Annotated in this window: 17 protein-coding genes; 3 read left to right on the top strand and 14 right to left on the bottom strand. The window is 45.2% G+C overall.

The window, feature by feature from the left end; all coding sequences use genetic code 11:
* Nucleotides 1–16: 16 nt before the first annotated feature.
* The 11 genes from ACO0KW_RS05670 to ACO0KW_RS05720 form a co-directional block, all read right to left on the bottom strand.
* Nucleotides 17–2266 carry a two-component system response regulator gene (locus tag ACO0KW_RS05670; protein WP_423051464.1) on the bottom strand — a complete coding sequence of 750 codons (2250 nt, stop codon included), beginning with the start codon at nucleotides 2264–2266 and terminating at the stop codon, nucleotides 17–19.
* Between the two features lie 247 nt (nucleotides 2267–2513).
* The gene (locus ACO0KW_RS05675; protein WP_423051466.1) at nucleotides 2514–4208 is read right to left on the bottom strand and encodes a PhoH family protein; all 1695 of its coding nucleotides are present in this window, start codon (nucleotides 4206–4208) and stop codon (nucleotides 2514–2516) included.
* Between the two features lie 116 nt (nucleotides 4209–4324).
* Complete coding sequence (locus tag ACO0KW_RS05680; RefSeq protein WP_423051468.1) at nucleotides 4325–4834, bottom strand: peroxiredoxin; 510 nt, start codon at nucleotides 4832–4834, stop codon at nucleotides 4325–4327.
* A 41-nt stretch (nucleotides 4835–4875) separates the two neighbouring features.
* Nucleotides 4876–5820 (bottom strand): polysaccharide deacetylase family protein, encoded by a 945-nt coding sequence (locus ACO0KW_RS05685; protein WP_423051470.1) that lies wholly within the window; start codon nucleotides 5818–5820, stop codon nucleotides 4876–4878.
* 85 nt (nucleotides 5821–5905) lie between these two features.
* Nucleotides 5906–6946, bottom strand: a complete 1041-nt coding sequence (locus ACO0KW_RS05690; RefSeq protein WP_315481081.1) for a bifunctional UDP-4-keto-pentose/UDP-xylose synthase — start codon at nucleotides 6944–6946, stop codon at nucleotides 5906–5908.
* Nucleotides 6947–7061: 115 nt separating this feature from the next.
* Nucleotides 7062–8012: a formyltransferase gene (locus ACO0KW_RS05695; protein WP_423051473.1), complete on the bottom strand. Its 951-nt coding sequence runs from the start codon at nucleotides 8010–8012 to the stop codon at nucleotides 7062–7064.
* A 1-nt stretch (nucleotide 8013) separates the two neighbouring features.
* Nucleotides 8014–8970: a glycosyltransferase gene (locus tag ACO0KW_RS05700; protein WP_423051475.1), complete on the bottom strand. Its 957-nt coding sequence runs from the start codon at nucleotides 8968–8970 to the stop codon at nucleotides 8014–8016.
* Nucleotides 8971–8990: 20 nt separating this feature from the next.
* Nucleotides 8991–10118 carry a DegT/DnrJ/EryC1/StrS family aminotransferase gene (locus tag ACO0KW_RS05705; protein WP_423051477.1) on the bottom strand — a complete coding sequence of 376 codons (1128 nt, stop codon included), beginning with the start codon at nucleotides 10116–10118 and terminating at the stop codon, nucleotides 8991–8993.
* Between the two features lie 58 nt (nucleotides 10119–10176).
* Nucleotides 10177–11844 (bottom strand): glycosyltransferase family 39 protein, encoded by a 1668-nt coding sequence (locus tag ACO0KW_RS05710; protein WP_423051479.1) that lies wholly within the window; start codon nucleotides 11842–11844, stop codon nucleotides 10177–10179.
* Entirely contained in the window at nucleotides 11841–12218 is a 378-nt protein-coding gene (locus ACO0KW_RS05715; RefSeq protein ID WP_423051481.1) for an Mth938-like domain-containing protein, read from the bottom strand. Before ACO0KW_RS05715 ends, ACO0KW_RS05710 begins: the two co-directional genes overlap by 4 nt.
* Before the next feature lie 120 nt (nucleotides 12219–12338).
* Complete coding sequence (locus ACO0KW_RS05720; RefSeq protein ID WP_423051482.1) at nucleotides 12339–14345, bottom strand: recombinase; 2007 nt, start codon at nucleotides 14343–14345, stop codon at nucleotides 12339–12341.
* Nucleotides 14346–14636: 291 nt separating this feature from the next.
* Between ACO0KW_RS05720 and ACO0KW_RS05725 the strand changes: the two genes are divergently transcribed.
* Together ACO0KW_RS05725 and ACO0KW_RS05730 are read left to right on the top strand one after the other, a co-directional pair.
* Nucleotides 14637–15893 (top strand): pyridoxal phosphate-dependent aminotransferase, encoded by a 1257-nt coding sequence (locus ACO0KW_RS05725; RefSeq protein ID WP_423051484.1) that lies wholly within the window; start codon nucleotides 14637–14639, stop codon nucleotides 15891–15893.
* 36 nt (nucleotides 15894–15929) lie between these two features.
* Nucleotides 15930–17240, top strand: coding sequence for a homoserine dehydrogenase (locus tag ACO0KW_RS05730; protein WP_423051486.1), 1311 nt, complete (start codon nucleotides 15930–15932; stop codon nucleotides 17238–17240).
* Between the two features lie 87 nt (nucleotides 17241–17327).
* Here ACO0KW_RS05730 and ACO0KW_RS05735 read toward each other — a convergent pair whose 3' ends face one another.
* The 3 genes from ACO0KW_RS05735 to ACO0KW_RS05745 form a co-directional block, all read right to left on the bottom strand.
* Entirely contained in the window at nucleotides 17328–17591 is a 264-nt protein-coding gene (locus tag ACO0KW_RS05735) for a hypothetical protein (RefSeq protein WP_423051488.1), read from the bottom strand.
* Between the two features lie 136 nt (nucleotides 17592–17727).
* The gene (locus tag ACO0KW_RS05740; protein WP_423051490.1) at nucleotides 17728–18018 is read right to left on the bottom strand and encodes a DUF4936 family protein; all 291 of its coding nucleotides are present in this window, start codon (nucleotides 18016–18018) and stop codon (nucleotides 17728–17730) included.
* Between the two features lie 9 nt (nucleotides 18019–18027).
* Nucleotides 18028–19059: a YgfZ/GcvT domain-containing protein gene (locus ACO0KW_RS05745; protein WP_423051492.1), complete on the bottom strand. Its 1032-nt coding sequence runs from the start codon at nucleotides 19057–19059 to the stop codon at nucleotides 18028–18030.
* A 103-nt stretch (nucleotides 19060–19162) separates the two neighbouring features.
* On the opposite strand from ACO0KW_RS05745, the gene mltG reads away from it, so the two are divergent.
* Complete coding sequence (mltG, locus tag ACO0KW_RS05750) at nucleotides 19163–20158, top strand: endolytic transglycosylase MltG (RefSeq protein WP_423051494.1); 996 nt, start codon at nucleotides 19163–19165, stop codon at nucleotides 20156–20158.
* The last annotated feature ends 29 nt before the right edge of the window (nucleotides 20159–20187 follow it).

Here is a 20187-nt window from a genome sequence, read left to right on the forward strand (position 1 = left end):
CTGGCATTGGCATAGACTATCGATAGGTCTGAAGCCAGGCGTGTAGATCCAGCTTATTGAGCGGCTTAGAATACAAATAGCCTTGTGCTTGAAAGCATCCAAACGACATTAAATTATCTGCCTGTTCTTGACGCTCTACTCCTTCTGCAATGACTTCTAGTTGTAAGCTTTGACTTAGCTGAACAATCATATTCGCAATACTGCCATCATTTGTACTAGTCGTAATTTCATTGACAAAAGCGCGATCGATTTTTAATTTATCGACATGGAGTTTTTGCAGATGACTTAATGATGAAAATCCCGTTCCAAAATCATCAATGGATATTTTTACCCCCATGGCACGAATTTTTGCCAAGCTAGAAATCAAAAATTCAGGATCGGTCATTGCCATCGATTCGGTAATTTCAAGTTCAAGGCAAGCGGCTGGAGCGCTAGATACGGTCAACGCGTCTGCAACGCTCTGTAAGAATAAGGGGTGACTAAATTGGGCTTGAGACACATTCACCGACATACGAAAATCATGAAACCCCAGAGCGTGTATCTGATTCAGCTCAAAACATGCTGTTCGTAACACCCAATCACCAATACCAATAATCAAGCCAGAATATTCTGCGATGGGGATAAAGATATCAGGCGGTATCAAATTTCCATCTTCAGTTTGCCATCGAATCAAAGCCTCAGTTCCAATGGGCTTACCAGTTCGCATATCGATTTGTGGCTGAAATACTACAAACAAACGGTTACCTTCAAAAGCACAACGCAATGCATGCATCATACGAACACGTTCACGGATTTCCACACCCATTTCGCGGGTGAAATAACTATAGCTGGAGCGATGATGCGTCTTTGCTCGCTTCAAGGCAATGTTCGCATCCTTCAGTGCATCAGCGCTACTGAGTTCGTAATCAGCAAATTTAACCAATCCTAATGTTGCTGATAGTTGTACCTGTTGTTGCTCAACAATAAAAGCTTGGGAAAATAAGTTCAGAATCAGATTTGGGGTCACGATGACTTCGTGACCTAATAGGGCGAAAATATCGTTTCCAATTCTTGCTATTTTACAATTATCACCAAAATGATTGCTCAAGCGCATCCCAACGGCACGCAACAGAAAATCCCCAAATTGGTGACCTAATGCATCATTTGTTTCAGCAAAATGGTCGATATCAATCAATGCCAAAACACTTTCACTACGCTGCCGGGAGTGAATCGTTTGCTGTAAATTTTGAAGTAACTGCAGACGGTTCGCGAGGCCAGTCAAAGGGTCATAAAACGCAAGATTATGCATTTTTGAATTCAGCATCACGTTGTCCAAACAAACGGATGCATTGCTGCAAAATAATTTTAATACTCGTATCTTATTTGGTTCGTTAATTAAACCAATATCCAAATAAATGGCGAGAGTTGCACCTGCGAGATTACTCAGATAAAAAACAGTCTGTTCGTCATCAAAAAGATGGCGTTGCTCAAATTGCGCCTTTTGGACCAATTGTTGTTCCAACTTATGCGCAACCAAAGCGAAAGGCTTTTCTAACCAATCTGCGTAATGCCCGGTACTGGCAATGACTCGTAATCCCGGTGCGAAATCAATATTGCTTGAATTTGGAATAGTCGTAAAGTTGGCCGTACAAATAAAAGCATTTGGTGCGTTTCCCAGTAGTTCAAAAATATAATCAAGCAATAATTTGGCAAACTCATTCAGATTGCTCGTGGTCATCAATAAACCACTTGCACCGATGATGAGTTCAAGTCCAACTTTGCTCGATGAAATGACTTTTATTTGATCATATGAGCGAATTGCCGACGTAACCGCGGTAAAAAGTTTTGCCTGCGTCAGTTCGGTTTTACTCTTGTAGTCGTTGATATCAAAATCACGAATGGCATCCATTTCGGGCGCATAACCGGCTTGGCCAGTACGAAGAATGATACGCACGTCACAAAGCCCTAAGGTTTCACGGATATAGGAAACTAACTGTAAGCCTGTATCGTCTTTTTCCATGACAACATCGAGCAAGATCACCGCTATATCGTCTTGATGAATCAGGATCTGCCGTGCTTCAGCCGTTGTATAGGCATGCAAGAAATGGAGGTTGCGGTGTTGGATTTTCAATCCTTGCAACGCAAACATTGTTGCCGAATGCACGTCAGGATCATCATCGATAATAAGTATATTCCAAGAATTCTGATCGCCAACAACCTCTGCCAGGATAGAGTCTGTATCATCCTCGACGAAAAAAAGTGTGTCATCTGAACTCGTATTATTCATGCTATGTCTAATTTGTGCGATGCGGAACGGCGTTTTCAGTTTATAAACATGACTTGCATTTTGAGCGTGGCACGATAAGACTGCAAACAAAACAATATACGTAGGATATCTTCCTTTTCAGCCAGCCAATTGTAAAGAATATTTCCACACACAAACTCTTTTGCAAAAAAAAAAGCGCAAATCTAGTTTGATTCGCGCTTTTTTGTTGTTTAATCCCAATTAAACTATCTGCATTGAAGATCCAAAGTCAAAGTATCTCGCTGGCATGATCCGCAAGGCGAGAGCGTTCTCCTCGTGCAAGCGTTACATGCCCGCTATGCGCCCAACCTTTAAATCGATCCACTACATAAGTCAAACCGCTTGATCCCTCGGTTAAATATGGCGTATCGATCTGCGCAATATTGCCAAGGCAAATAATTTTGGTGCCGGGACCCGCTCGCGTGACCAAAGTTTTCACCTGTTTTGGCGTGAGATTCTGCGCCTCATCAATGATTAAGAATTTGTTCACGAAAGTACGGCCGCGCATAAAATTTAAAGACTTAATTTTGATTTTAGAGCGAATTAGATCTTGTGTGGCGGCACGACCCCAATCGCCAGCATCGCTATCTGATTTGTTCAGAACTTCCAGATTGTCATCAAATGCACCCATCCACGGCGACATTTTTTCTTCTTCTGTTCCTGGCAAGAAACCGATATCTTCACCAACTGGAACAGTCACGCGGGTTACAATAATTTCGTTATATGTTTTGGTCTCAAGTACCTGCGCTAGACCTGCGGCTAATGCCAAGAGGGTTTTGCCAGTGCCCGCTTGACCTAACAATGTCACAAAATCACATTCAGGGTCCATTAGTAAGTTCAAAGCAAAGTTTTGCTCACGATTGCGAGACGTGACACCCCACACACTATGCTTGGAATGTCCATAGTCGCGTAAAGTTTGCAAAACAGCGGTCTTACCATTAATTTGGCGTACCTGACCATAGAACGAAGCCTCGCCGTTATTTGGCTCCAAATAGACGAATTGATTGACTAACAAAGAGGGGATTACAGGGCCGGTGATGCGATAAAAAGTCGTACTTAAACCATTCTTGTTTTCTTGCCAGGTTTCTATCCCCTTACCGTGCTTACTCCAAAAATCATTGGGCAATTGCACAATGCCAGTGTATAAAAGATCGGAATCTTCCAACACGTGATCGTTGAAGTAGTCTTCCGCAGGCAGACCCATCGCGCGTGCCTTGATGCGCATATTGATATCTTTCGACACCAAAACAATCGGGCGCCCAGGAAATTCTGCCTCTAGAGCTCTAACAACACCTAGGATTTGATTGTCTGCTTTTCCCTGTGGCAGACCTTGCGGCAAGGTACCACCTTGTAATTTCGTTTGGAAAAATAAGCGACCTTTAGCGTCTTTATTGCCTAACTTAGACAGCGCTACACCTTTTTCTATATCTTCATTTCCAATTTCACCGACTAATGCATCGAGTGAACGAGAAATTTGACGTGCATTACGCGCAACTTCCGACATACCTTTTTTATGATCATCCAATTCTTCCAGCGTGATCATCGGAAGGTAAACATCATGTTCTTCAAATCGGAATAACGAAGTCGGGTCATGCATCAACACATTGGTGTCTAATACAAATAGTTTTGTAATCCCTTTTTTATCAGCTGCTTTGCTGACCGGAGATTTGGCAGGATTATCTTTTGGTTTATGCGATGCGTTATTCTCCTTCGAACTTGTCTTAGGTGTTACCGCTTTATTAGGAGGTAGAGGTTTCGCTTTTACTGGTATTGTTTTCGGTGTTGCCTGAATGTGTGTTTTTTGCGAATGCGAAGCTTTTGCTTCTAATACTGCAGGCTGATTCAATTTTCCTTTATCTGCTTTCGGGTAATCTTTAGGAGCAAGCAGGGCCGCTGGTTTAGTCGGCATTTTTGGCAGGGGCATTAGAACCTCTTAGAAAAAAATAATATTACAAAAGGAAAATAACAAAAATAAAAGCCGCTTAAGAAGACAATCTGGTCTTCTGAAACGGCTTCCGATTGGTAATGATGAGATTTCAATTAGGTTTGGCTACTCACAAAGTCTAAGACAGCTTGAGCGTGGTCGGCGACCTTCACTCCACGCCATTCTTTCACCAATTTGCCAGATTCGTCAATAACAAACGTGCTCCGTTCGATACCACGTACTTGTTTACCGTACATGTTTTTCATTTTCATCACATTAAACATCAGGCAAAGGGTTTCATCTGGATCGGAGATAAGTTCAAACGGCAATTCCAATTTATTCTTAAAGCCTTCATGGGAACGCAAACTGTCGCGACTAATGCCAAAAATCACTGCATTGTTCGCCAGCAATTGAGAATGAATATCTCGGAAAGCAATACTTTCTGTTGTGCAGCCAGGCGTATTGTCTTTCGGATAGAAATAAAGAATGACTTTTTTGCCGGTGTGAGCGCTTAACTTAAATTCTGTAGCACCAGTCATCACTGCGGAAAATTGCGGAACCTCACAACCTAAAGCACTGACGGCTTCATTGTTGATGTTATTGAGGATACTGAGATTTTCTGACACAAGGTTCTCCTGGAAAATGATTTGTGGAGAAATCTATTCGCCTATTTGGCATCTAGCGCGAGCAATTCTCCTGAGCGTCCGGGGAGCTCAGCCCATGTCAATGGATGAACCGGCAGTTCCTGCTCACGGATGTTGGCAAAATATTGCCCCATCGATATGCAAAGATAACCTTGTTCGCTCCAACCATTGAGCAATTCAATTAATATGGGGGCAAGTTTTTGCCCTTCAAGCTCTGCATGCATAGTAAACACATGATTTTTCGGTTCAGCCGTCAAACCTAAAATAACGGAGGCAATATTTGATTCGGTAACGACGTGACCATCAATTTCTACGCCGAGTAATTCGTCTAGGGTCGGTAGGGTAGTCGGCAATTGCACACAGTCAAAAACCTGATCGCCATGGCTTAGACGATACGGTCCCGCAGCCGGGTTCGCTAGTGAACCATCTTCCTTTAACATTGCGCGTGTATCGGAAGAGTAATGCATGCCGAATTGATCCAGTTGCGCAAACGCATGGGGATTCATTTGCCAGCCAGCCGCACCATAAGTTTTAGGTGGGGCGCCAAAAATTTCATTGTAACGTTCGTAGGCAGCCTGCATTTGTTTTTGTGTCCATGCCTCGCCACGACGACGGACATTGTCTTGCCAGACCACATGATCCCAGCAGTGGATACCACATTCAAAACCGGCACGCTTTGCAGCCCGCATTTCTTCTACACATTCTTTGCCAATGTCCGGCGCTGGTAAAAATACGCCATACATTAACGTCTTAGGACCGTAATGTTCGAGCACCGAAGTACGCGACACTTTTTTGAAAAAACCTGGGCGAAAAGCGCGGCGCAAAGCCCATCCAGTGTGATCCTTACCTAAGGAAAACAAGAATGTGGCATTGGCTTGATGTTGCTTGAGGATGCGCACCAAGTTTGGCACTCCCTCGCGGGTGCCTCGGTAGGTGTCCACATCAATCTTTAATACGATAGTGGGCATCAGTGACTTTTTTGTTGAAGAGAGAATTCGAATACAAAAACCGTCAGGACTAGCTTATTTTGCTAGTCCTGATAAAGATGGAATCTTAGTCCATCAAGGCGCGCGCTTGAGCAACTTGGCTTCGGTAAGCATCAAAAATATGACGCATAGAATCTGCCATCGTTGTCGTTGGTGCCCAACCTAATTCTTCACAAGTATTCGTGATTTTTGGCACTCGATTTTGCACATCCTGATAACCACCACCGTAATAAGCGGCAGAGGTTGTTTCTGTCAACTGTACTTTTTTAGCTGATTCGGCATATTCTGGATATTCAGCAGCCAAGTCCAACATCATGTGCGCCAATTCACGGATGGAGTGATTATTGGTCGGATTGCCGATATTGTAGATTTTGCCAGAAGCGACGCCATCTTTATTCGCAATGATACGCACCAAGGCATCAATACCGTCATCGATGTAGGTGAACGCACGTTTTTGCGCGCCGCCATCAACCAGAGAAATGTTCTCACCACGGACGATGTGGCCGAAGAATTGTGTTACCACACGTGAAGAACCTTCTTTTGGTGTGTGAATAGAATCCAAGCCTGCACCGATCCAGTTAAATGGACGGAACAGAGTGAAGTTCAAACCTTCCATGCCATAACCCCAGATCACGCGATCCATCAATTGCTTGGCGCAAGAATAAATCCAGCGTGGTTTATTGATAGGGCCGCAAATCAATTCGGAATTTTCAGGATCGAATTCTTCGTCATGACACATGCCATACACCTCTGAAGTCGATGGAAATACCAGATGCTTGCCGTATTTTGCTGCGGAGCGGACGATTGGTAAATTTGCTTCAAAATCGAGTTCGAACACGCGCAAAGGTTGTTTTACATAAGTCGATGGTGTTGCAATTGCGACCAACGGCAAGATGACATCACACTTCTTCACATGGTATTCAACCCATTCTTTATTGATGGTTATATCACCCTCAAAGAAATGCATACGCGGGTGATTGAGCAAATCACCCAGACGTTCTGTTTGCATATCCATACCATAAACTTCCCAATCCGTTGTTTCGAGAATGCGTTTGGAAAGGTGATGACCGATAAAACCATTCACGCCAAGGATGAGGACTTTTTTCATAGTAGTTTCTCTAAGAAGTTAAATTTAGTAGATTCGGATATTGGATTTGGTTAGCGTCGTCACAGACAAACCGCAGTCAAGCGAAGCACAAACTGTTGCACCAAAACCTAATAGGTTAGGGAAACAATAAGGCCAATGCTGATTTATCCAGCGTTTTACCTTCGTACTGTAAGGCCAGTATCTCAATTGCCTTACCATCACCGCAGACGCCAAAAACGACATTATCCACTACAGATAGTCCTTGCGGCAAATTTGCTGGTATTTTAGTGATGAAATGATTAATTAGACGTGCCTTTTCTATAATGAAACGTTTGCCGTTGATATCGGTAAAAGCACCAGGGTAGGGTGGGGCGACTGCGCGATGGAGGTTATAAACTTCCTGTGCGGATTTGCTCCAGTCTATACGACCATCTTCAGGTTTGCGTCCTCCGAAGTAGCTTCCTTTGCTTAAATCGTTTGGGATAGATGGTGCGTTCCCTGCGATCATTGCCGGCAAAGCGTTCCATAGAGTTTGTTCAGCTGCGACGGTTAATTTTCCAAATACCTCAAATGCTGTATCGTCCGGCAAAATAGGAACCGCAGTTTGGGCAATAATCGCTCCCGCATCTGGCTTGATAGTCATTTCATGCAATGTTGCGCCGGTTTCTGTTTCACCATGCAAAACCGCCCAGTTTACCGGTACACGCCCACGGTACTTCGGCAATAAAGAACCGTGTAAGTTGTAAGCGCCGCGTTTTGCGAGTGCCAAAATTTCATTGGACAACATATTGCGATAATAAAAGCTGAAGATAAAATCCGGCTGCAATACCGCGATTTGTGCAATCACTTCGGGTATGTTTGGATTGTCCGGCGTAATGCGTGGAATGCCACGCTCTTCGCACAAAGCTGCGACCGACTCAAACCAAATGGTTTCCGTCGCACTGTCTTCATGACTGACGACCAATTTGATATCGATCCCTCGTGCCAGCAAGGTTTTGATGCTGCGTACACCAACGCTGTGATAGGCGAAGACAACTGCAGACGGAGCATGCATATTTTCGGGCGTATCGATTCCAGAATGACTCATCTTAGTCTTGATCCCCGGATTTTTCTTCCAATATTGTTTGCACCACAAAACGCGGACGACCTTGTACTTGTTGGTAAATACGTCCAACGTATTCGCCTAGTAAGCCAATGCCGAACAAAATCACTCCCATCATAAAGAAGGCGATCGCGAATAATGTAAACAATCCTTCCGCTTCTGCACCGAGGAAAAAGCGGCGAATCAACAAGAGGACCACTAAGCCACCTGACAAGCCAGACAAAACCATGCCCATCATCGAGAACAACTGCAAAGGCATAATGGAAAAGCCCGTCATCAAGTCGAAATTCAAACGGATCAGACTATAGAACGAATACTTGGATTCGCCGGCGGTGCGTTCTTCATGCTCGACCACGATTTCTGTCGGTTTGCGCGCAAAAGTGTAGGCAAGGGCAGGGACAAAGGTGTTTACCTCGGTACATTGATTGATCAGATTAATCACATTCCGACCATAAGCACGCAACATATTGCCTTGATCGGTAATTTTGATTCGGGTGATTTTTTCGCGAATGCGATTCATCGCCTTCGACAAATACGTGCGCCACGCAGCATCTTGGCGTTTGCGACGAATCGAGCCGACATAGTCGTAACCCTCGCGCATTTTATCGACTAATGCACCGATTTCTTCTGGTGGATTTTGCAGATCTGCGTCTAAGGTAATCACGATGTCACCATGCGTCGCTTGAAAACCAGCCAAGATCGCCATGTGCTGCCCATAATTACCATTAAATAACACCACACGTGTCACATCCGGGCGCAAGCGAAATTGATCAGCCAAGATTTCAGCAGAACGATCACGACTACCATCATTCACAAAAACGATTTCGTAGCTGACGCCACGCTCGGCTAATTTATCTAAAGCGGGATATAGTCGCTCATATAGCTTGGCAAGGCCAGCTTCTTCGTTATATACAGGAATAACAACGGAAAGTTCAGGATGCATTGTGTCTTTCTGCTAAGAAATTATTGTAGGCAAGATTTTACCGCAGACACCACGCGTTCGACATCACTTTCGCTCATGACTGGAAAAAGTGGCAGTGTCACAATTTGCTTGCCAACACGCTCGGCGATGGGGAACATGCCATCGGTGAAACCGCGTTGACGGTACAAGGTGAACAAATGAATAGCGCGATAGTGGTAACCAAGTCCAATGCCAAGGTCCAGCATCTTTTGCATAAATTCGGCGCGATTGACGCGTTCTGGCAAGACAATATGAAACATGTGCCAATTTGAATTCGTAAAATCAGCGACTGGTAATTCTGCGCCAGTCTGCTTTTCAAAATCGGTACCGAAGCTCGTGAAGTAGTGATGCGCGAGTGCTTTGCGCTTCGCATTGAATTCTTCCAAGCGCTTCATTTGCCCCAGACCTATCACGGCTGAAATATCCGTCATATTGTATTTGCCACCTAAGACATCGACGTCAATGCCATCAAGTCCAGTTCGTGAAACACCTTGCAGTCGATATTTTTCAGCTAATTTTGCTTCGTCTTCGTTGTTCAATACCAGGCAACCACCTTCGGCGGTCATCACGTTTTTATTCACTTGAAAACTGAAGGAGGCGAAATCACCGAAAGCGCCAATCCGTTGGCCTTTCCAAGTTGAACCGATAGCTTGCGCAGCGTCTTCGACTACACGCAAATTGTGTTTCTTTGCAATTGCGTACAACTGATCCATATCGCACGGGAGGCCGCACATGTGTACTGGGATAATACCTTTGGTACGCGGTGTAATCGCTGCCTCGACTTTATTCAAATCAATATTGTGGGTTTTCGGATCAATATCCACAAACACTGGCGTAGCACCAACTTCGATAATCACGTTGGCGGTGGCAACCCAGGAATTGGGTGTCGTAATTACCTCATCACCAGCGCCGATCCCAGCGATACGCAAAGCGATCTCCATCGTGCAGGTGCCGGAATTAAAAGTGCGTACCGGACGACCGCCAAAGTAAGTCGACAATTGTGCTTCCAAGGCTTTTACATTTGGTCCACTCGTGAGCCAGCCTGAGCGCAGCACTTCAGCCACTGCACTGATCGTCTCTTCGTCTATTGTTGGCTTGGTAAATGGAAGAAATGTCTGGTTAGCGCTCATAGTATTCTTTCGTAAAACAAATAGTGTTGATCAGTGTGGACGTGAAAGACAGCTTGGATTAAGGAATTGCGACGATAATCCGCTTAGGGTCTTCACCGATAAGTTTCATCGGTACCGCTTCATCTTGCATAGCTTTATAAACAGCAGGATTTAGGAAAGCCACCGCCTTTTCACCTTTTGCATGCATTGCTCGCCACTTGAGGATGAAGTCAGCACGTTTCGGGATCCATAGCTCTGGTTGTATGCCAACGCCAAATTCCATTTCGTCTGGATGCTCGACGAGAATAGTTGTACGACGAAGGTAGAAAGGTAGTGATTGTTCATAACGACCGACCGCAAAAATAGGTGTATCCGCTTTTAATTCGGCTTCAATCGCCGGCAAATGATAAACGCCAGCGCTGTATTTGCCCCATTGATCATGACCGATAAAAACGATCTGACCACCGAGATAACCGCCAATTGCCATTGCTAATACAGCGATATCTTTATTCCGTTTCGCAAACACGATGCCAACTAAGCCGCCTGCCAAAGCAATTACAGCAGCAGCATAGGCCCATGGAATCATTGCTTCGTACAATGGCAACTCGTAAGCGCTCTTAGCAATGCCCGCGATTTTGGGTGTGAATGCGAGAGAGGCACAGCCAATCAAGATCAACATACCTGCATTAATGCGTAAGCTTGTGACAGAAATTTTCTCTAACTCGCAGGCAATTAATATCGCTAATGCCGGGAATACGGGCAAAATATAGGACGGCAGTTTTGAACCAGAAATACTAAAAAAGAAGAAAATAAAAACTGCCCAGATTATCAACATTTTCTTAGCTTGAAACTGACTTTGTTCTCTACGTACAGATGCCAACAAGCTTTGCAAAAGCAAACCCAGCCAAGGCACGATACCAATAATTAGCAGAGGAAAGAAGTAATACCAAGCGCCACCGCGTTTATGCACGGTGCTAGTGAATCGTTGAAAATGTTCATGGATAAAAAAGAACTGTGGATGTTCTGGATTGGCTTGCCACACCAAGATAAACCACGGCACGGTAATTGCAAAAAACAGCATTAAGCCTTTACCCATATGTAGGCGCAACCACAAACCAAAATCACGCGTCCAGATCGTATACAAAACCAGCACAGCACCGGGCAACACAAAGCCGATAAGGCCTTTGGACATCGTGGCCAGGGCCATACCTGCCCAGCACAACAGCATGCCATTTCTTTGTTCTTTATCGCTAGCGCCGTCACGTTGCGCCAATAATAATCCGCACAAAGCCAAGGTCATCATGCCCGACAAACCCATATCTAAAGTATTGATATGTCCCATCGCGGCCCAATAAAAGCTCGATCCTAAAATTAACGCTGTACTGATCGCTACACGACGTCCATAGATTTTAAATGCAGTATGAGCGGACGTCCAGACGCCAATCAAGCCACATAAACCCGTCCACAAACGCGCTTGCCAGTCGCCCAAACCAAATAGACTGAAGGTCAATGCATTCATCCAGTTTTGCAGTGGTGGCTTTTCGAAGTATTTAATGCCGTTTAAACGTAATGTAATCCAATCGCCCGTGGCGACCATTTCACGCGCCATTTCAGCGTAACGACCTTCATCGGTGGGAACAAGTGTGCGCGCTCCTAGCATGTAAAACCACACCACCAAAAAACCGATCAGTATCGCCCACAATGTACGAGGAGAATCATACGGCGTCTTCAAATAGGAAGGATTCATGTCCCCTCCAATATCAATGCGAGTGCCACTTTACGGCCTTCCGTCATCAAAATATTGTAGGTCCGGCAGGCAGCCTGATTGTCCATGCATTCGACGCCTTTATGTTGCGCACTCAAGCTTGCAATCAGTTTCGGGTGAATAAAACGCTGCTTCTTACCAGTGCCAAGAATCACCACATCTGGTGCAGTCCCGGCAATTTGCTCAAAATGTTCGGCTGTTAAGCCATCAAAGTGCGCCACGTTCCAGACAACTGGTGCAGTTTCGGGTAACACAACGAGGCTATGCTCGTAGCGTTTTAGATTAAATTCCACGCCTTGATCGTCGTAGGCGGTAACGGTTTGATATTGTTGTGTGTTGGTGGCGTGGAGCTTCATATCAATTTTATTTGGATTTTTGAAAAGCATAGCCAGCTAGCTATGGGAGAAAGCTGGCGCATTGTAGCTTTTTTCGACTTTTTCCTCAAAGGAAATGAGGAAAAAGTCCTGCAGTAATCGCTATTTTTCTTTCTTAGGAGGCAACAAGAACTCACGCGGATGAGTTCTAAAGCGTCGACTAATCGCCCGTAACAATGCTAAACGCTGGGTGAAATCGACACCACGTGCACGCAAAGCCACTGACAATGCAAGGTAAAAACTCACCCCTAAATTCATTATCCCAATGCCAAGAAAACCAAGTGCCGTGGTCAAGATCAACTGCCATGGGACTTGAAAATTAAGCGCGAATAGAGAATATCCCCACATGGCAGAAGATAAGGTTGTATGCCGCACATCCAATGGCAAACCAAGCAATGCTCCTAAACCAGCCGCGCCACCAAGTAAAAAACCTAAAAAGAAATTACCAGCCAACACGCCGAGGTTATTTCGAATATAGTCGCTCACGCGCAGCCAGCGTTCTTTACCAAACAGATTTTGTGCCCACTGCAATTGGTTGAGCCTCTCTGGAATCCGGCTGTAGCTGCAAAGATTGTCGTAATAACCCGCGATCAATCCCGCCAAAAATAAGCAGACACCAGCGACACCACCAAAAATCAAAGTGCCGGGACTAAAAAGATTAATATCTTGCAGCAGATGTTGCGCTTTCGTTGGTGAAATAAAGTGTGTTCCACTCAACTGTTGCACCAGATAAGCGATCAGCAGAGCGACGGGTATGGCCAAGCCTATGTTGCCGACAATTGCCGCAAGTTGAGTGCGCATAGTGCGGGCGACCAAACTGACCAAAGGTTCTAGATCATGCTTGCGTTCGCGAGGATTATCTTGAATCTCTCCAATGGCGGCGGCGATCGCGTTGGCAGTCATCGCGGGTTGTTTGGTGGCCACTGAAAAATGCAACAAGTGAATCAGCACAAATCCGATACCATAATTTAAGCAATTCGCCAGCACTTCAGCCAATGGCGCCAATCCACGAGAGCCAATATTAATCTTGAATGCAGCGATGAGAGCGACTGCCATACCACCACCTGCCGCGGCTCTTAGCATCGCGAAATAGTCTTTTCGTGTTTCAGTAATGTAGTGCTCGCCACTGCGTCCGGCATTTTCTGTCACCCGTAAAGCGACCAATTCGGCATTTTTTCTCCAAAAATCACGAATATTATTTTGACGGCACTCTGCCACGGCTAGCTCCTGCCACAAAGCCGCAATCTGCACTATCCAAGTTTGTCGATTCTGACTAACATGGCTTGCCACCAAGTTAGTCAATGTTCCCAATCGATCCAAATGTTGCTGTAAGCGTCGCAAATGAAAAGTAAGATAAAAACTGGCACCTTGTTGCTGCGCGCGTTTGCGAATTCTAGCAATGGTGGATCGCGCTTGTGCAATAAGAACCTCTAATTGCGCGATATCGGTATCAACACTATCGGCCTTGAATTCACCTGTACTCAATTGCAAATCGATGGCCTTCACTAACTCCAAAGCTTCTTCACACACGCCTAAGAATGGCGAGCCATGATTTTCCAATGAAGGATCGAGACGTAACATTTCGGTTTCAAGACCAGCGGCGGCAATCCTATGAGCGACGACACGTAACGCTTCTAGCGTATCCGCTAATAAAGACGTACTACCAAGCGCCGCTCCCGTCCCCTCGAATTTCAACAAAGCAATCAACTGCTGCCAATCTTCCAAGGCACTTTCAGCCAACCAGCCTGCATCACGCGCTTGTAATAGCTCTCGCAATCCATCTTTAAGCTGCGTAGCATCATCGACTTCCGGGAGTAATTTATGGGAAATTCTGCGTAAAGTCTCAGAAAAAACACCTGTCGCTGGGTAAATTCCAGAAGTGGCAAGCAACAATACTGCATGTCGCTGTGAAAATTGCTGCAGCAATGCTTGTCGAAGTCCTTCCGCTAATTCTGGCTCCGATTCCAGCAGCGAGATCAAGGCTGGCAATTGATGCGAACTATGGCGTGTTGTTGGACGTATAGCCGCAAACAACCTGACTAAAATTGGTAAGGAATTAATTTCAGCGAAAGCAGTTTGATTTAGTTCAGTTAACAGTGTTTTTAACATAACATTTCAATGTGAGGTGGAAAGCAGTCTTGCACTTTTATCATAGATACGGGATATCTCCGACTTTGATGCATTTAGAGAACGGGCTTTAAGCGCAGATTTCCTGCGGAGATTTAACACATTTAATCCATTAAATTGTGTCTAAAGCGTAAAAGCCAAGACTAAAACCCCGTCTCAACGCAAAACTCCTTAAATAATTTGGTAAAACACATTGATAAAATAGGGCGCTTTGGGCAGAATGGATCATTCGGCAGTGCAGCATTTTTTAATTCACTTTTTGAAAGCAGTCTCGTGCGCCCCATCCAAAAATCCCAAAAACTTGCAGACGTTTGTTATGACATCCGCGGCCCAGTATTAGAAAAGGCCAAACAGATGGAAGAAGAAGGTCAGAAAATCATCAAGTTAAATATTGGCAATCTGGCCGTGTTTAATTTTGGTCCACCGGACGAGATCGTCCAGGATATGATTTTGAACATGCAAGGCGCCGCGGGCTATACGGATTCGAAAGGGATGTTTGCGCCACGCAAGGCCATCATGCATTACACCCAGGAAAAAAAGATACCTGGCGTGACGATTGATGACATTTACATCGGCAATGGCGCCTCTGAATTGATCGTAATGGGGATGAACGCGCTGCTAAATCCTGGCGATGAAGTTTTAGTGCCTGCGCCAGATTATCCCCTTTGGACTGCGGCCGTCAGCCTCTCTGGTGGAAAACCCGTGCATTATATCTGCGATGAAAGCGCTGATTGGATGCCGGATATTGAGGATATCAAACGCAAGATCACGGCGAATACAAAAGCCATCGTCGTCATCAATCCCAATAATCCGACCGGCGCTTTGTATCCTGTCGACTTATTGCAAAAGATTGTGGATATCGCGCGCGAAAAACAATTGATTGTGTTTGCTGACGAAATTTACGATAAAACTTTATATGATGAAGCGGAACATACTTCCATCGCTTCATTGGCTGACGATGTTTTGTTTTTGACGCTAAATGGTATTTCCAAGAACTATCGTTCCTGTGGGTATCGTGCTGGCTGGATGGTGATTTCCGGTGAAAAACGTCATGCCAAAGATTATATCGAAGGCCTGAATATGCTGGCATCAATGCGCTTATGCTCGAATGCGCCGGGGCAATTCGCGATTCAGACGGCATTAGGCGGCTATCAAAGTATTAAAGATTTAGTCGGCTCTGGCGGCCGGCTATTAAAACAGCGCGATCTCGCGCACAAACTGTTAACGGCAATCCCCGGGGTTACTTGCGTTAAGCCAAAAGCGGCACTGTATATGTTCCCCAAACTTGATCCCGCTATTTACCCAATAGAAGACGATCAGGCTTTCATCCAAGATCTCTTGGTTGAACAACGCGTTTTATTGGTGCAAGGCACTGGTTTTAACTGGATCGCACCAGATCATTTCCGCGTCGTATTTTTACCCAATACGGACGACTTGACCGATGCTATTAGTCGTATCGCTCGTTTCCTCGAAGGCTATCGCCGTCGCCATGGGACAGGCGAATTCGCGCCCAAGCACGCAAATGAATAATCTATAATCAATCTTTTTTAATTAATTTAAGCAAATATGAAACCCATCAAAGTAGGCCTATTAGGATTAGGCACAGTCGGCTCCGGCACCTTCAATGTTCTCAAGCGTAATCAAGAAGAGATTATGCGCCGTGCAGGTCGTGCGATTGAAATTACGATGGTGGCGGTACGCAATGTAGAACGTGCCAATGAAATAGTGAAGGGCGAGGTCGAAATTGTCGCTGATGCTAACTTGGTCGTAAATCATCCAGACATCGATATCGTCGTAGAACTGATCGGTGGTAATGACATCGCTAAAGATTTGGTGTTAAAAGCCATCGCCAATGGCAAGCATGTCGTGACTGCGAATAAAGCATTAATTGCTAAACATGGCAATGAAGTTTTCAAAGCAGCGCAAGACAAAGGCGTGATGGTCGCATTCGAAGCAGCGGTGGCGGGCGGGATTCCTATCATCAAAGCGTTGCGCGAAGGCTTAACAGCAAATCGCATCCAATGGATCGCTGGCATCATCAATGGCACCACCAATTTCATTCTGTCTGAAATGCGAGATAAAGGCTTAGATTTCGCCACTGTCCTGAAACAAGCCCAGGCACTCGGTTACGCCGAAGCCGATCCGACTTTCGATATTGAAGGGATTGATGCGGCTCATAAGTTGACTATTATGGCCTCTATTGCCTTTGGTATACCAACGCAATTCGATAAGGCCTATATCGAAGGCATCACGAAATTAGAAGCGACCGATATCGAGTACGCAGAACAACTTGGCTATCGCATCAAACTGTTGGGGATCACCAAACGCAGTGAGGCAGGCATAGAGTTACGCGTACATCCAACCCTGATCCCGGAAAAACGCTTGATTGCCAACGTCGAAGGTGCAATGAATGCGGTATTGGTACAAGGCGATGCCGTGGGTGCCACGTTGTATTACGGTAAAGGCGCAGGATCAGAACCGACAGCGTCTTCTGTGATTGCGGATGTGGTTGATATCACGCGTTTGGCAACAGCTGATCCTGAGCATCGGGTACCGTATTTGGCCTTTCAACCGAACGCCTTAAGCGATTTAAAAGTACTGCCAATTTCCGAAGTTTTCACCAGCTACTACCTGCGTATGCGTGTAGAAGACAAACCAGGCGTTTTAGCTGACGTGACAAAGATACTCGCCGAGTTTTCGATTTCTATCGATGCGATGCTGCAAAAAGAACCGGCAGAAGGTGAATCGCGTACCGATATCATTATGCTTACGCATCAAACCCAAGAGAAAAATGTGGATGCGGCGATTGCGCGGATTGAGGCCTTGACATCAGTGACCGGTAAAGTGACTAAGTTACGTTTAGAAGAATTGAGCTAAGTGTGATTAGTCCAAACAAGGTCTAATTGGATGAAAAAAAGGGAAGCTAGTCGCTTCCCTTTTTTCGTTCCGGCTGTGTTTCCTTCCTCATCGCAAAATAACTTTATCTATCTCAATCGCTGCGTTAAGCAAATCAGCAACTTCCTTCGAACATATTTTCGATAGCATGCCGGGCACAAAACATACCGTCATGGTGACGGTCTCTGGTGCATACTCAACATAGACTGTTTCAGTAAACGGGCCGCGTAAAATGAAGCATGGTGCGCTTTCTCGTCGTCCATCTGCATGCATCAGCTCAGCACCGCCACGCACAATCAGCATAATTGAAGGTGAAAGTGTTGCGGAAATCAAGGCGTGGTCACTAGGTTGCGGCAACCATCATGTATGCAATAACAGCGATTTGAATCGTGGCAATGGCGGAAAAGTCTGCAAATTCATGGATACTAGTTTTTTTGATGCAAATCAGTAGTTTCTGCCGAGAAGCTGTTTAAGCAATCAACTCGTCAGGCGCAATAAAATATTCTAGCCTACGCTCACCACTAATCCATGTTTGGATGCCAGATCGCTCTATCGCCGCATAGAGGACAGCTTCAAAATTTTCCGGCACTTCCTGATAAATTTCCATCCAAGTGATAATCCCGTTATTGCTTGCGGGACGTCTTTGCAAGCGTGGTAGATGTTCTAATGTTCCCGATAATTCTGAACGCAAAATTTCCACACAACGGCGAACTTCCATCGCGTGTTCACTATTGCTTTTGTAGTAGATATAGCAATCCATCGTAACGACTTATTCAGTCACATCGAGATAGGCATAAGGCAAGGAAAAAAATGTCAAAATTGGTCCCGTGCTAGACCCTAAATGCACTTTATCTTGTTCCTGATCTGCCAATTTAATCTCGACCAAACAAGCGAAGTCCCCGCCAAAATCGCGCTCTGTGCTAACAATCATACCGCAAGGTTGAATCGGATCATTATCGGAATAAACTTCCATTGCCACGTCGACAAGCTCGGCTTTGACAGTGGCAATTGCCATGCGGCGTTTGAGCTTACCCAGATACTGACTGCGCGCCACAATTTCTTGACCTGGGTAACAGCCTTTTCTAAAATTCACACCACCGATTAATTCAAAGTTAATCATCTGTGGCACGAATTGTTCTTTGCTTTTCTCGACTACTTGTGGCAAACCCGCATGAATATTCCCTAATCGCCAGATGCCGGCATCAATTTTCAATAAACTTGCATGGATGTTTGCAGAAACAGCTGCAAATTTTCCCGGCTCGACAATCCATTGATAACGAGCCATGTCGAAGGCATCGTGCAAGCGGATCAAAGTCCCGTTGTCGCTACTAATTTTGTCGTTGATTGCGCTTGGCAATTGATCGAATTGCGTCAATAAAAATACTTCAGCCGCTTTGCCGCTGAGACCAAACAAGGCAAATTGTTCGGTGACGTCATCCAACTTCACTTTGGAACGCATAACAAACATCTGCAATCGTTTTTGCAGTGCTGGTTGCAAGCTGGCAGAACACTGCAGCATGATATTGCCATCCATTTTCCAGTATTGAAAACTGGCTAGCATGCGCCCCTTAGGCGTGCAATAAGCGGCATAGCGCGCGTGAGTCGCATCGAGATGTTCAACATCATTGCTTAATTGATTGTGCAGAAAATTGGTTGCATCGTCACCACTGGCTTGTATCAAGCTTTGATCACTTAATTGGCAAATATAACCATCTTGTAACTGCGCGATACTGACTTGATTGACATTCAAAATTTCTGCCGAGATTTCTGTGGTGTTCAAAAATTGCTTAGTTGTGCTCATGTTATGCTCATTTTTTCCGGTTTTTATGCCAATGCAGAATGCTTCCATTTACAATGGCAACGATTTTTCGTGATTATCGCAGCAAATTGAGATTAGTGTTCACATGGCTTCTTTGAAAAAATTCTTTGTTTTTTGTACTTTGCTCCTGATCTTGATTGCAGCAGGCGCAGGCTGGACATTTATGCGTTGGATCGACGCACCATTGGAGGTAGGTAAGAGCATCGATTTCACGATTAAACCCGGCAGCAATATCCGCAGTGCATCACGCCAATTGGTCGATGCAGGTGTACCAGTGCATCCCTATTTGTTTGAAGCTTTAGCGCGCATTATGGGAAAGGCAGGGAGTCTAAAAGCCGGATCATTTGAATTGCAGGCACAAGAGACACCGCAGCAACTGTTAAGGAAAATCGTTGAAGGTAAATTTAGCCTCACCAATTTGAGCATTATTGAAGGCTGGAATTTCAAACAGATGCGCAGCGCAATTGATGCGCATCATTCGATTAAGCACGACACAACCGGGCTTTCTGATCGGGACTTGCTGACCAAAATTGGTAGTAAGTATACACACCCAGAAGGTTTGTTTTTTCCCGACACCTACCTATTTGCTAAAAATAGCAGTGACATCCAGGTCTATCAGCAAGCCCATCAAGCGATGCTCAATCGATTAGATGAAGCTTGGAAAAATCGGGCCCAGAATTTACCTTACAAGGAGCCCTATCAAGCGTTGATCATGGCCTCGATCATAGAAAAAGAAACAGGGCAAGCTTCCGAACGCGGCATGATCGCCAGTGTGTTCGTCAATCGCTTACGTTCAGGTATGTTGCTGCAAACCGATCCCACCGTGATTTACGGTATGGGCGATAAGTTTCAGGGAAATATTCGCAGACGCGATTTGACCACCGATACCCCTTACAATACCTATATGCGTGCTGGCTTGCCACCCACACCGATTGCGCTGCCTGGCTTAGACGCTTTGAAAGCGGCGCTCAATCCTGAACCTAGTAATGCCTATTATTTTGTAGCACGCGGAAACGGCACCAGTCAGTTTTCGGAGAATTTGAACGATCACAATAGAGCTGTCAATAAATATCAACGTTAAGTATTTCTATCCCTATAAGAACGAGAAAA

The sequence above is a fragment of the Undibacterium sp. Ji22W genome (assembly GCF_049340305.1).
In the GTDB taxonomy this organism is placed as follows: domain Bacteria; phylum Pseudomonadota; class Gammaproteobacteria; order Burkholderiales; family Burkholderiaceae_D; genus Undibacterium.

Excerpts from the sequence above, each read along its gene's own strand:
- ACO0KW_RS05675 (WP_423051466.1), bottom strand. The coding sequence starts at position 4,208 with ATGCCCCTGCCAAAAATGCCGACTAAACCAGCGGCCCTGCTTGCTCCT.
- ACO0KW_RS05685 (WP_423051470.1), bottom strand. The coding sequence starts at position 5,820 with ATGCCCACTATCGTATTAAAGATTGATGTGGACACCTACCGAGGCACC.
- ACO0KW_RS05720 (WP_423051482.1), bottom strand. The coding sequence starts at position 14,345 with ATGTTAAAAACACTGTTAACTGAACTAAATCAAACTGCTTTCGCTGAA.
- ACO0KW_RS05730 (WP_423051486.1), top strand. The coding sequence starts at position 15,930 with ATGAAACCCATCAAAGTAGGCCTATTAGGATTAGGCACAGTCGGCTCC.
- ACO0KW_RS05695 (WP_423051473.1), bottom strand. The coding sequence starts at position 8,012 with ATGAGTCATTCTGGAATCGATACGCCCGAAAATATGCATGCTCCGTCT.
- ACO0KW_RS05705 (WP_423051477.1), bottom strand. The coding sequence starts at position 10,118 with ATGAGCGCTAACCAGACATTTCTTCCATTTACCAAGCCAACAATAGAC.
- ACO0KW_RS05690 (WP_315481081.1), bottom strand. The coding sequence starts at position 6,946 with ATGAAAAAAGTCCTCATCCTTGGCGTGAATGGTTTTATCGGTCATCAC.
- ACO0KW_RS05715 (WP_423051481.1), bottom strand. The coding sequence starts at position 12,218 with ATGAAGCTCCACGCCACCAACACACAACAATATCAAACCGTTACCGCC.
- mltG (WP_423051494.1), top strand. The coding sequence starts at position 19,163 with ATGGCTTCTTTGAAAAAATTCTTTGTTTTTTGTACTTTGCTCCTGATC.
- ACO0KW_RS05670 (WP_423051464.1), bottom strand. The coding sequence starts at position 2,266 with ATGAATAATACGAGTTCAGATGACACACTTTTTTTCGTCGAGGATGAT.
- ACO0KW_RS05745 (WP_423051492.1), bottom strand. The coding sequence starts at position 19,059 with ATGAGCACAACTAAGCAATTTTTGAACACCACAGAAATCTCGGCAGAA.
- ACO0KW_RS05710 (WP_423051479.1), bottom strand. The coding sequence starts at position 11,844 with ATGAATCCTTCCTATTTGAAGACGCCGTATGATTCTCCTCGTACATTG.
- ACO0KW_RS05700 (WP_423051475.1), bottom strand. The coding sequence starts at position 8,970 with ATGCATCCTGAACTTTCCGTTGTTATTCCTGTATATAACGAAGAAGCT.
- ACO0KW_RS05740 (WP_423051490.1), bottom strand. The coding sequence starts at position 18,018 with ATGGATTGCTATATCTACTACAAAAGCAATAGTGAACACGCGATGGAA.